Origin of the sequence: Streptomyces triticagri (assembly GCF_003429565.1) — a bacterium.
Lineage (GTDB): Bacteria > Actinomycetota > Actinomycetes > Streptomycetales > Streptomycetaceae > Streptomyces > Streptomyces triticagri.
Genome location: NZ_QUAK01000038.1, coordinates 122,463 through 134,765, shown reverse-complemented (window position 1 = coordinate 134,765; position 12,303 = coordinate 122,463). Strand labels below are relative to the sequence as shown.

7 protein-coding genes and 1 pseudogene are annotated in these 12,303 nt (G+C 72.1%); 4 read left to right on the top strand and 4 right to left on the bottom strand.

Annotated features, from left to right (window positions below; all coding sequences use genetic code 11):
• Positions 1-867 (bottom strand): phosphatase PAP2 family protein (locus DY218_RS08100; protein ID WP_147336125.1); only part of this gene is annotated, 867 nt, incomplete at its 3' end.
• A gap of 238 nt (positions 868-1,105) precedes the next feature.
• A complete protein-coding gene (locus DY218_RS08095) occupies positions 1,106-2,251 on the bottom strand; it encodes a glycosyltransferase family 39 protein (protein WP_407703581.1) in 1,146 nt (381 codons plus the stop codon).
• A 223-nt stretch (positions 2,252-2,474) separates the two neighbouring features.
• Here DY218_RS08095 and DY218_RS08090 point away from each other — a divergent pair, with 223 nt between their 5' ends.
• Positions 2,475-4,181: an MFS transporter gene (locus DY218_RS08090; RefSeq protein ID WP_128555219.1), complete on the top strand. Its 1,707-nt coding sequence runs from the start codon at positions 2,475-2,477 to the stop codon at positions 4,179-4,181.
• Between the two features lie 149 nt (positions 4,182-4,330).
• The gene (locus DY218_RS08085; protein WP_128555218.1) at positions 4,331-5,527 is read left to right on the top strand and encodes an acyl-CoA dehydrogenase family protein; all 1,197 of its coding nucleotides are present in this window, start codon (positions 4,331-4,333) and stop codon (positions 5,525-5,527) included.
• A gap of 12 nt (positions 5,528-5,539) precedes the next feature.
• On the opposite strand, the gene DY218_RS08080 is transcribed toward DY218_RS08085, so the two are convergent.
• Positions 5,540-5,998, bottom strand: a complete 459-nt coding sequence (locus tag DY218_RS08080) for a cell division protein SepF (RefSeq protein ID WP_128555217.1) — start codon at positions 5,996-5,998, stop codon at positions 5,540-5,542.
• A gap of 290 nt (positions 5,999-6,288) precedes the next feature.
• Here DY218_RS08080 and DY218_RS08075 point away from each other — a divergent pair.
• Positions 6,289-7,373 (top strand): annotated as a pseudogene (locus DY218_RS08075) (DUF5685 family protein); the annotation flags it as partial.
• Between the two features lie 382 nt (positions 7,374-7,755).
• Positions 7,756-8,655 (top strand): S1 family peptidase, encoded by a 900-nt coding sequence (locus DY218_RS08070; protein WP_128555216.1) that lies wholly within the window; start codon positions 7,756-7,758, stop codon positions 8,653-8,655.
• 85 nt (positions 8,656-8,740) lie between these two features.
• Here the strand turns inward: DY218_RS08070 and DY218_RS08065 are convergent, their stop codons facing one another.
• Positions 8,741-12,247 (bottom strand): glycoside hydrolase family 38 N-terminal domain-containing protein, encoded by a 3,507-nt coding sequence (locus tag DY218_RS08065; protein ID WP_128555215.1) that lies wholly within the window; start codon positions 12,245-12,247, stop codon positions 8,741-8,743.
• Positions 12,248-12,303: the final 56 nt, after the last annotated feature.

Sequence of the window (12,303 nt, the reverse complement as noted above, 5' to 3'; positions counted from 1 at the left end):
GTGCGGCCCTGCCGACGCCTCGCGGGCCGCCAGCTCGCCGCCGGCCGGCACGGGGCGCGGGACCGGAGCGGGAGTCGGCGCCTGTCCGCCGGTCGCCGGAGCGCGCCGGTACCGGTCCCGGATGCGGTCGCGTACCGAGAGCAGCCAGGTCTCCGCCCGCGCGGTGAGCGGCTCGAACCACGGCAGCGCGAGCAGGATCAGCACGCCCGCGGCCCAGCCGAGCAGTACGTCGCTGAGCCAGTGCGTGCCCAGATACACGGTGGCGAGCCCGACCCCGAGCGCGACCACCGCGGACAGCGCCGAGAGGTATCGCCTGGCGGGCGGCGTGGAGGCCAGATACGCGAGAATGCCCCAGGTCACCACGGCGTTGGCGGTGTGGCCCGAGGGAAATATGTCGCCGGTCAGCCACATCTCGTTGGAGCCGATGGTGGTGGCGTAGTGCGGACCGAGCCGCCCCATGCTGAGCTTGGCGGCGCCCACCGTGAGATTGAGCAGCAGCAGCGAGGTGCCGAGCATCAGGAGCGGGCGCAGCGTGTGCTGGCGCCAGGAGCGCCAGCCGAGCCAGGCCGCCACCATCACCGCGGTGGGGCCGCGCTGGCCGAGTACGACGTAGTAGTCGATGAAGGCATGCAGTTCCGGCCACTGCTGGTAGGGCCGGAAGAACATCAGCTGCCAGTCGAGCCGCACCAGCCACGAGGTGTTGATGACGGCGATGATGATGAGGGCGTAGAAGACCAGCGTCGAGCCGAGCAGGACGATCCGGTGCCGGCTCATCCTGGGCGGGTCGAGGTTGGCCGGCCGCTCGGGCTCACGGTCCAGCCGGGCGAACAGCCGGTCGAGGCGTGAGTGACTTCGTTCGGTACGCACTCAATCGACGCTACAGCGGGTGAGTGCCAAAACAGGGACAGGCAGGGGGTTCGTGATGACGATGTGATGTGGGATTGATCTCAGGAGGGCCGTTATTCCCGCAGGTCGGCGAATTGCGTGCAGGCTCCTCGGATTCCTTTCCGGAATTCCGCTGATCATTTGAGTGCCGAGTTTTCCGATGCGTATGAATGCGTTAACCACAAGCAGGTACGGAATTTCCCGGTCCGTCGGACGCGCCTCACGGCGGCCCCGAGCCGTGCAGCCAGAACGCCCCGTACACCGCGGATCCGGCCGCCACCACCACGAGGAGGATCGCCGCCCGCGAGGCGCGCCACCGCGCAAGCGAGACGGCGATCGGCAGCAGCAGCGGGAACGCCGGCAGCAGCAGCCGGGGCTTCGAGCCGAAGTAGCCCGAGGCGCAGAGCGCGAGTGCCACCACGATCCCCGTGTAGACCAGGAGCGGGAGCGGCTGCCGCTGCCGTACGCCGAACACGTACAGCCAGATCACCAGGGCGACTCCGACGATCAGGCCGAGGCCGGCCAGAGCGTCCGGGAACGCGGTCAGCTTCCCGCCGGCGAAACGGGCGAAGGCGAGGCCGCCGTCGAAGCCGTTGCCCCACCCCGCCTGCACATCGAGATAGCCGAAGAGCCCGTCGCCGGTGCGCTGCCCGACCCACAGCACATAGCCCGCGGCACCGAGCGGGGCCAGCAACAGCCCGGCGAGCTGCCGTGCACCGATCCGCCGTTCCCGTACGACCTGCACCGCGACGACCGCCCAGAGCGCGGCCACCACGGCGGCGCCCACCGGCCGGGTGAGCCCGGCGAGCGAGGCGAGCAGACCTGCCCACACCCAGCGCCCGGTCAGCACCGCATACAGCGACCAGGCGGCAAGCGCCGTGAACAGCGACTCGCTGTACGCCATCGACTGCACGACACCCACCGGAAGCACGGCCCACAGCGCCACCGCGAGCACCCCGGCCCGCCGCCCGTACAGCCGGTCCGCGATCGCGAAGATCCCGCCCGCCGCGCACAGCGAGGCGACCGCGCTCACCACGAGACCGGCGTCCGCGTACGACAGCGGGCTCACCGCGGAGCCGAGCCGCTCCAGCCAGGGCAGCAGCGGGAAGAACGCCAGATTCGAGTGCACACTCCCGTCCGGGAGCCGCACCTCGTAGCCGTATCCGAGGTCGGCGACACGGGTGTACCAGAGCGAGTCCCAGCGCGCGGAGAGCAGTTGGTGCGGGCTCTTGCCGGCCACCGCGCCCCAGACCGCGAGCACCGCGATCCCGAGCGCACGCACCCCGGCGTAGACGAGCAGCGCGGGCGCCGCCCGGCGCAGTACGCCCGACATGTTCCGTACGGGGGGTTGATCAAGATCGGTCACGGGCTCGATTATGGGCGCCGGACGCAACCGGCCGGCCCCCGGATGCGTGGTAGCCGCAGAAGATGTGGCCCACGCCACACCGGGGTGCCCGAACTGTGAGAGATCGGCCACGCGCACCGGCGATGAACTCGCGTACGCTGACGGCTCACTCGCAACGGCACCGGGTCCGGTGCAGCACACCCGCCGGTTCGCCGTGTACGAGGGACCACTGGGAGGTACGTACATGTCGGGGACGACCGCGGCCGCTTCGGCGCGCCCCTCGGGGGTTGCCCGGCTTCTGCGTCATCCCGGCGGGGCCAATCGCTGGGTCGTCCTCTTCGTCCTCTGTGTGAGCCTGCTGCTCGTCGCCGTCGACGCGACCGTGCTGCACGTGGCCGTGCCCGAGGTCACCGAGGACCTCAAGCCCGGCGGCATCGAACTGCTCTGGATCGTCGACGCGTACCCGTTGGTCTGCGCCTCGCTGCTGATCCTCTTCGGCACCCTCGGCGACCGGGTCGGCCGCAGACGCGTACTCCTCATCGGATACGGCATCTTCGGCCTGGCCTCCGCACTCGCGGCCTTCGCCCACACCCCGCAACTCCTGATCGCGGCGCGGGTGCTGCTCGGCGTCGGCGGCGCCATGATCATGCCCGCCACCCTGTCGATCCTGCGCCAGGTCTTCCCGGACCGGCGCGAGCGGGCCATCGCCGTCGGCGTCTGGAGCGCGGTCGCCGCGGTCGGCGCGGCCTGCGGACCGCTGCTCGGCGGCTTCCTGCTGGAGCACTTCTGGTGGGGCGCGGTCTTCCTGATCAACATCCCGCTGATGCTGGTCAGCCTGCCCGTGGGCCGCTGGCTGCTGCCCGAGTCGACGGGCTCGCAGGACGGACCCTGGGACGTGGTCGGTGCGCTGATGGCCGCCGCGGGTCTGTTCAGCGCCGTCTTCGCGGTGAAGCAGGCCGCGTCGCAAGGCGTCTTCGCGCCCGTCTCGCTGGGGCCCCTGCTGCTCGGCGGCACCCTGATCGTCCTGTTCGTACGCCGGCAGCGGCGCCGTGAGCACCCCCTGGTGGACCTGACCCTGTTCGCCCGGCCGGCCTTCGGCACCTCGGTGAGCTGTGTGGTCCTCGCGGTGCTGGCCCTGGTCGGCCTGATGCTGATAGCCGCCCAGTATCTGCAGCTCGTCCTCGGCCTCTCGCCGCTGGAGACCGGCCTCAGGATGCTGCCGCTCACCTTCGCCGCGATGGCCGCGGGGCTCGTCGGCGGCAAGCTCCTGCACCGGCTCGGCCCGCGGGTGATGGTCGCGGCCGGATTCGCGGTCACCGCGTCCGCCGTGCTCACCCTGACCCTGATGGGGACGCACGACAATCCCGTGCTCCTCGTCGTCGGTTTCGTGGCCCTCGGTTTCGGCCTGCAGACCACGCTCTTCGGCGCCTACGAATCGATGCTCAGCGAGGCACCCGCGCATCAGGCGGGCGGCGCCGCGGCCATCGGCGAGACCTCGTACCAGCTCGGCGCGGGCGTCGGCACGGCCCTGCTCGGCAGCGTCATGAACGCGGCGTACGCCCCCGGCCTCACCTCCGTGCCCGGTGTACCGATCGCGGCCGGCGAGGCGGCGGGCCACTCGCTCGGCGAGGCCTACCAGGTCGCCGCCCGGCTCGGCGGCCGGGCCGGCGAGGCGCTGCGCACCGCGGCGCGCGACTCCTTCGTGCACGGACTGCACGTCACCCTGTACGTCAGTGCCGCACTGCTCGCCGTCGGCGCACTCGCCGCCCTCAAGCTGCCCCGCACGATGGAGACCTGCAGCGGCGAGCAGCCGAGCACACCGGACACCGGGACCGAGCCGGCCCCGCGCGCGGTGGAGCGGGGCACCGAGCAGCCGCGCCACGGCGTCGGCGTACCGGCCCCCGCGACTCCCCGGGACCGCACGGCCTTCGCGGCCGAGTCCTCCCGCTGACCTCCCGGAGCATCCTCCGAGCACGCACACGTGCGGGGAGGTCTGGACGGGACGGACACTGTCCCCGTACGTTCGGCGAGTACCTGACTACCACCGCTAGTTTTACGTACGCGCCCGTTCCACGTACGCACCCGTGCCGGAGGCCCGCGATGTCCGCAACACCGTCCCCGAAGCGCCCGCCCTTCGCCCCCGACGATCCGCTCGGCCTCGACGACCTGCTCGACCCGGAGGACCTCGCGATCCGCGCGTCCGTACGCGACTGGGCCACCGACCGGGTCCTGCCGCACATCGCAGACTGGTACGAGCGCGGCGAACTCCCCGGCATCCGCGACCTGGCCAGGGAACTCGGCTCACTCGGCGCCCTCGGCATGTCCCTCGAGGGATACGGCTGCGCCGGCGCGAGCGCCGTCCAGTACGGCCTGGCCTGCCTCGAGTTGGAGGCCGCCGACTCCGGCATCCGCTCCCTGGTCTCCGTCCAGGGCTCCCTGGCCATGTACGCCATCCACCGCTTCGGCTCCGAGGAGCAGAAGCAGCGCTGGCTGCCTGGCATGGCCGCCGGCGAGATCATCGGCTGCTTCGGCCTCACCGAGCCGGACCACGGATCCGACCCGGCGGGCATGCGGACGTACGCGAAGCGGGACGGCACGGACTGGGTGCTCACCGGCCGCAAGATGTGGATCACCAACGGCTCGGTCGCCGGCGTCGCCGTGGTCTGGGCGCAGACGGACGACGGCATCAGAGGCTTCGCCGTACCCACCGACAGCCCCGGATTCTCCGCACCGGAGATCAAGCACAAGTGGTCGCTGCGCGCCTCGGTCACCAGCGAACTCGTCCTGGACGAGGTGCGGTTGCCCGCCGATGCGGTACTGCCCGAGGTCACCGGGCTGCGCGGTCCGCTCAGCTGTCTGAGCCACGCCCGCTACGGGATCGTCTGGGGAGCCATGGGCGCCGCCCGCGCCTGCTTCGATTCGGCGCTCGAATACGCCAGGTCCCGCGAGCAGTTCGGGCGTCCGATCGGCGGCTTCCAGCTGACCCAGGCCAAGCTCGCGGACATGGCCGTCGAGCTGCACAAGGGGATCCTGCTCGCCCACCATCTGGGCCGCCGCATGGACGCGGGCCGCCTCAGGCCCGAACAGGTCAGCTTCGGAAAGCTGAACAACGTCCGGGAGGCCATCGAGATCTGCCGCACCGCGCGCACCGTACTCGGCGCCAACGGCATCTCGCTCGAGTATCCGGTGATGCGGCATGCCACCAATCTCGAATCGGTGCTCACCTACGAGGGCACCGTCGAGATGCACCAACTGGTGCTCGGCAAGGCGCTCACCGGACTCGACGCCTTCCGGTGAGCCGCCCGCCGGTCAGCTCTGGTTGAAGAACCCGTCCGCCGGGCGCCCCGACGCCTCGCCGTTCACGATGCGGGTGTCCGACGGGCTGAGCAGGAAGACCCGGTTCGCCACGCGCTCGATGGAGCCGCGCAGACCGAAGGTCAGACCGGCCGCGAAGTCCACCACGCGCTTGGCGTCGGCAGGGTCCATGGCCGTGAGATTGATGATGACCGGGACCCCGTCCCGGAAGAGCTCTCCGATGGCGCGGGCGTCCCGGAAGCCGTCCGGGGCGATCGTGCCGATGCGGCGTCCCTGCTCCTCGGCCGTCTCGGCCGCCACCCGCACCCTCGGGTCGGTGACCCAGGCGGCGTCGCCGGGCTCGGACCTCGCGGCCGTGTCGTCGTAGTCGTCGTCGTAACCTGCGTATGCACGCTCGTCATCGTTGTCGTCGACGAGGCCAAGCCAGGCACTCGCCTTGCGCACCGATCCCATGGACGCCTCCTCTCACAGCGGTTCCCTGCCGTCCGCACCCCTATGGTCGTCCATGATGCGGATACTGCGCCAAGGGGATAGTCGCCGCGCGGGGTTTTCGTGACGCGACTGGTGCAGAACGGGCCCCGATTCTTCAAGGGGCCTGCTGGGCAAGGCTGCTGACAGCGAGTGAAATATTACTTGTCGTGGCGTACGGGTGATGTCGGCGTGTCACGGGGTGCGGGGCGGCGGATAGCATGCGGTCCGCGCCGCATGCGGCGGGTACGTCGAACGTCTTACGGGGAGCGGTCTTGTTCGGAATCGTCAGGCCCTGCAGTCATCGTCTCGGTGACGGTCTGGCCACGCAGTGGATGGCCCATCTGTGCGGTCTCTGTCTCGCACTGCGCGGTGACCACGGGCAGTTCGCGCGGGTCGTCACCAACTACGACGGGCTGCTCGTCTCGGTTCTGACGGAGGCTCAGGCCGTGTCGGGTGCGGGTGGTGGCCGTCGTACCGCCGGGCCCTGTCCGCTGCGTGGCATGCGGACCGCGTCGGTGGCGCGCGGCGAGGGCGCGCGGCTGGCGGCGGCGGTCTCGCTCGTCCTCGCCTCGGCCAAGGTGCGTGACCATGTCGCCGACCGGGACGGCGTACTGGCCCGCAGGCCGCTCGCCCTCGCCGCCCGCAAGGTGGCCGGGGGCTGGGACCGGGCGGGCGCCCGCACCGGCGCGGCCGTCGGGTTCGACACCGCGGTCCTCGTCGACGCCGTCGACCGGCAGTCCGGCATCGAGTCCCTCGCCGGGCCCGGCACTTCGCTGCTCGTGGTGACCGAGCCCACCGAGACCGCGACCGCCGCAGCCTTCGCGCACACCGCCGTGCTCGCAGGCCGGCCCGGCAACGCGGCGCCGCTCGCGGAGGCCGGCCGTCTCTTCGGACGGCTCGCGCACCTCCTCGACGCGGTCGAGGACCAGCAGGCCGATGCGGCCGCGGGGGCCTGGAACCCGCTGACGGCCACCGGGACCCCGCGCGCGGAGGCCCGCCGGCTCGCCGGCGACGCCCTGCACGGCATCCGACTCGCGCTGCGCGACGCGGAGTTCACCGACGGCGGCCTCGTCCACCAGCTGTTCGTGCACGAGCTGCACCGCTCCGTCGACCGCGCCTTCGGCGTCACCAGCTGCGCCCACCAGGCGCCGGGCGCGGGTGCCCCGTACGGAGACGGCAGTGGCAACCCCTACGGAGGGCCCGGCGGGGGCAACCCCTACGGCGGTGGCGGTACCGGCAATCCCTACGGGGGCTCAGGGCCGGGGAACCCGTACGGTCCCGGTGGCCCCGGCGGTGGTCCGGGCGGATTCCCGGGACCGGCACCCGGGCCCGAGCGGCGTGGATTCTGGGCGGGCTGNGACCGGCACCCGGGCCCGAGCGGCGTGGATTCTGGGCGGGCTGTGGGATGTTCACGCTGCTGTGCTGCACCTGCAAGCTGTGCTGCGCCAAGGAGTACGAGGGCCCCTGGTCGCGCAAGAAGCGCGAAGGGTGCTGCCGGGACTGCGACTGCTGCGATTGCTGCGACTGCGACTGCTGAGGCGCGCGGTCCACACGGACCGGCGGGCGGTGCTGCCGTACGGCCGAAAGGCGCCCTTGTGCGGTCGGACCGCTCGCCCAATACTCCCGAGCAGCGCTTGTCAGGGTCACAACTTGTCCGGAATACCGGCAGGTTTCCCCGGCTGCGCCTCACGGGCCCGGCACTGAGCCGGACCCCCGATTCCCCTCGGGAGGAACGACAAGTGAGGATCAAGCGCACCACCCCCCGCAGCGGCACGGCGAGACGGACCCGGCTGACCGCCGTGGCCACCGGGCTCGTGGCGGCGGCCGCACTGGCCGTACCCTCGGCGAGCGCCGACGAGGCCGGCACCTACAGCTCCGCCCAACTGGCCCGGGCCGGCGACGCGGTGCTGGGCGCCGATGTCGCAGGCACCGCATGGAACGTCGACCCGAAGACGAACCGCCTGGTGGTCACGGTGGACAGCACCGTCTCCCAGGCCGAGATCAACGAGATCAAACGTGCGGCCGGGGCGCAGGCAGGCGCCCTCGACATCGAGCGCACGCCGGGGAAGTTCAGCAAGCTGATCTCCGGCGGCGATGCGATCTACGCCTCCAGCTGGCGCTGCTCGCTCGGCTTCAACGTCCGCAGCGGCAGCACGTATTACGCGCTCACCGCCGGGCACTGCACCGAGGGCGCCGGCACCTGGTACACCAACTCCGGCAAGACCACGACCCTCGGGCCCACCGCGGGATCGAGCTTCCCGGGCAACGACTACGGCCTGGTGCGCTACTCCAACAGCTCCCTCGACCACCCCGGCACGGTGGGCAATCAGGACATCACCAGCGCGGCGAACGCGACCGTCGGCATGTCCGTGACCCGGCGCGGCTCCACCACCGGCATCCACAGCGGCTCGGTCACCGGCCTCAACGCCACGGTGAACTACGGCGGCGGCGATGTCGTGTACGGCATGATCCGGACCAATGTCTGTGCCGAGCCCGGCGATTCGGGCGGCCCGCTCTACTCCGGGACCCGGGCCATCGGCCTGACCTCCGGCGGCAGCGGCAACTGCTCCTCGGGCGGTACGACCTTCTTCCAGCCGGTCACCGAGGCGCTCAGCGCGTACGGGGTCAGTGTGTACTGACGACCCGGCCGAAAGGCGAGCCCTCTGCCGGATCCCGAACTTCCGGGAGAGGGCTCGCACTTGACGATCGGCGCGCGTGCGTCCGTCAGAGGCGGGTGAGCTGCAGCTCCACCACCCCGTACCGGGGGAGCCGTACGCGCAGGGTTCCGTCGTCCTCGGGCCGGGGTGCGCCGGGATCCGACGGGCGGTAGCCGTACGGGAGTCGGAGCACGACCGCGTTCTCGTCCGCACGGAGGTTGGCGAGTCGCAGGGTGAACCGGCCCTCGCCCGCGGCGGACAGGCCGACCCGGCAGTCGGGCAGGGAGCCGAGGCCGTCCAGAAGCGTGCCCTCGGCGAAGCGCGGGGAGCGGCCCTCGGGGAAGCGGTCGAGGAGGGTCGTCTCCTGGGCCAGTGCACCGAGCCGGGCCTCGGCGCCGAACCGGGAGGCGGCCTCAGGGATGTGCCTCGCGAGCGGCGCGAAGACATAGCGGAAGCGCACCGGACCCGGCTGGGCGGGGGGCGTGTTGCACGGCCAGAAGTTGTTCATGACGTAGGCGTACAGATGCCCGTTCGCCTCGGTGAAGCGCGTCGGCCAGGTGCCGCGGACCAGGTCGGAGGAGGAGAACAGCGGGCTGTCCGGGGCCGACCAGACGACGCCGGGCCCGTCGGGGGCGGTGACGGTGACGGCCGAGGTCGCCGACAGCCACTCGTTGGACGAGCCGGGGCCGTGGTCGGTGGCCGGTGCGACCCAGCCGAGCTGCCGGTCGTAGCGGACGGTGGGGTCGGGGACCAGGAAGGGGAAGGCGACGGAGGTCGACTCCATGTCGAGGACGGGGAGTTTGGTCAGCTCGACGGTGAGTTCGCAGGTCTCGGTGGTGTCCCGGAGCAGCAGTTCCAGGGTGACGCCGGTGGCGCCCGCGCCGGAGCCCTCCCAGCGCAGCCGGACGCCGTCGGGTGTCGGGCGGGCGCCGAGCAGCCGCATCGACGGCGAGTCCGTCACGAGGTCCGTGGGCTCGCCCGGGTGGAGGCGGGAGTCCAGCTGGCCGATCATCGTGCGGTCGTGCGGCGCACTGTCCGCCGCCCCGGCGGCCGTGAGGCGTACCAGCTCTCCGAGGGCGAACGGAGCGTCGGCGTCCAGGAGTTCCAGCCCGGACGGGCGGTGGAGCAGGCTTTCGGGCAGGCCGTCCGATCCGCGCAGGCCCAGCTCCCAGACTTCGCTGGTCACGCGCTCCCCGACGGCGAACACGGGCGCACGCTCGTCCGCCGGCTCACCTGCGGACTCCCCGGCGGGCTCTTCGCCCGCGGGTACGGTCCCTGCGCCGGTGCTCAACGGCAGGCACCGGTAGCCGAATGCGGGCAGCTCGTCGAGCAGCAGCCGTACCCGCAGCATCCCCGCGCAGTCGCTCAGGACCTCGAAGGGTACGGGCCGGCCCTCGGCGTCCAGCGGCACACTGCCCTCGGGCAGCTCGAGCTCCGCGGTGAGCGTCGCGGGCCAGGGATGCGGGTTGTGGGCCAGGACGCAGGGACCGTCCACGCCCAGTGACTCGGCGAGTTGGGCGAGTGCGCGACGGCTCTCGTCGAGGGAGATCCGGGCGGCGTCGTCGATGGCCCGGCGCTTCCAGTGCAGTTGGTCGGCGATCTGCGGCGCGTGCGGGTGCGCGGTGGCGCGGGCCCAGTTCCAGGTGTGCTCGCCGCCGATGATCAGTCCGTCCCAGGCGCGGTCGAGCGCGTCCCGGTGCGGGCGGAAGCGGTCGTCGAGGAGCTGGACGGAGGCCGCGAGTTGCTCGGCGACGGGCAGCAGCACCTGCGCCTGCCGGTACGCGGCGGCATCCGTGGCGGAGGAGGCGGGGCCGTCCTCCCAGAAGCTGCCGCCCTCCGCCCGGTGCACCGGGAGTCGGTCGCGCAGCGGCTCGACCGCGCCCAGGTAGTCGCCGAAGGTGGAGACCTGGACGCGGGGGTACGCGAAGACGGCGTTCCAGCGTTCGGCGAATCCGGTGTCGCCATCGGCGAGATCCTCGTTGTCCGCATGCGTGCCGATCAGGGCGAGGTCGGAGGGCAGATAGTCCGGCCGTTCGTAGCGCGCCACATAGCGTTCGAGGCCGTTCACCGCCCCGGCCACCGACTGCGGGTCGGCCGCGATGAACCGCAACTGCGAGTAGTGGTCGGCGAAATGGGCCAGCACCTCGCTGCCGTCGGGCGCCTGCCACCGTACGGGGGAGGCCAGATGGACCTCGTCGCTGTCGTCGGTGGCCGCCCGGTGATGGTTGGACATCCCCACGAACGCCTCGACACCCGCCGTGCGCAGTACGGAGGGCAGTACGCCGGTCCAGGTCGGCACGTCGGTGATGTTGGCATAGCGCGGTACGGCCCCGGGACCGGCCGGAAGAGTCAGGCCGAAGTCCAGGGCGCGGCGCAGCTCTTCGAGATGGGTGATGCCGGTCAGCAGGTTGCTGTGGAAGGTGTTGACGCCGATCAGGCCGTCGGCGATCGCCGCATGCAGTCGGTCGCAGCGCTGCGGCGACCGGGTCCGCAGATACTCCTGGACGACGTACGCCCCGTCGACGCTGAAGCGGAAGGCGGGGTCGGCCTCGAAGCGGTCCAGGGCCTTGTCGATGTTGCGGCAGTGCAGCTCGACGGACTTGGCCTGGGTGTCGGTGAAGCCGAGGTCGAGGTGGACGTGCGGGACGAGGTGCAGGGTCCAGCGGCGGGCCGGGGTCAGGCTCTCGCGGTGCACCTCCACCCCGTCCGCGTACACCGTGAAGTCGCCGCGGCCGGTGAAGCCGGGGGCGGGCAGCCGGCGGCGGACCATGCCGAAGTCCCGTCCGGCGGGGGCGTCCGGGACCGCGATGCTGCCCGACGGGTACTCCAGAGTGAGTCGGCCGGGCGGGGCCGCGTCCGGCGGCAGGTCCACCGTCAGTTCGACCAGCGGGACCGGGTCCGGATCGCCGTGCAGGTGCAGGGGAGTGGTGCGCAGTGCGTACGTGGGGGTGCGGCGCAGCGGGGCGCCGGCCCGCTCGAGGCGTACCGCCGTCCAGCGCAGATAGGAGCCGAACCACTTGCCGTACTGGGTGCGGGGGAGCGGGAGCTTCTCGCCGGGGCGGTGCGCGATCCCGGCGATTCCTGCGGCTTCCTCGGCCTCCGCGGTGTCCGGGCCGTCCACGCCCGTGGCGGCCGCCTCGTCCAGGACCGTGGTGACGGTCAGTTCGTGGTCGCCGGGCGTGAGCCAGCGCGCGGGCAGCTCCACCCGGAGCGTGCCGTGACCGGACACCGGGCCCGGATCGCCCGTCCTGCTGCGGTCCTCGCGCCGCACGCCGAGGTGGTGGACGCAGTGGTGCCGGCCGTCCAGGGAGATCTCCAGGTCGGGGCAGGGCCCGCGCTCCGCCGCGTATTCCAGGTGGAGTACGGCGTCGGCGGCGGAATCGACGTGGAAGGCGGCCACGATCCGGTGCGCGCGATGGCCGCCGTCCGCGTCGTGGATGCCCGGGTGCACGGCCGGCCAGGAAGTGCCCGGGCGCCCGGTGTCCACGGCGAGGGTCGGGATGCCGTCGACCAGCGGCCAGGGCTCGGAGCGGGGCGCGGGGGTCGCCTCCCAGAGGAGACGGTCGGACGTCATGGCTGGATACCTCCTGCTGTCCGGGCCTGCCCGGACGGGCGCGCGGCGAGATGACC

What these genes read in the sequence shown, in the direction of transcription:
- DY218_RS08090 (WP_128555219.1), top strand. Translation starts at nt 2,475, where the DNA reads ATGTCGGGGACGACCGCGGCCGCTTCGGCGCGCCCCTCGGGGGTTGCC.
- DY218_RS08085 (WP_128555218.1), top strand. Translation starts at nt 4,331, where the DNA reads ATGTCCGCAACACCGTCCCCGAAGCGCCCGCCCTTCGCCCCCGACGAT.
- DY218_RS08080 (WP_128555217.1), bottom strand. Translation starts at nt 5,998, where the DNA reads ATGGGATCGGTGCGCAAGGCGAGTGCCTGGCTTGGCCTCGTCGACGAC.
- DY218_RS08065 (WP_128555215.1), bottom strand. Translation starts at nt 12,247, where the DNA reads ATGACGTCCGACCGTCTCCTCTGGGAGGCGACCCCCGCGCCCCGCTCC.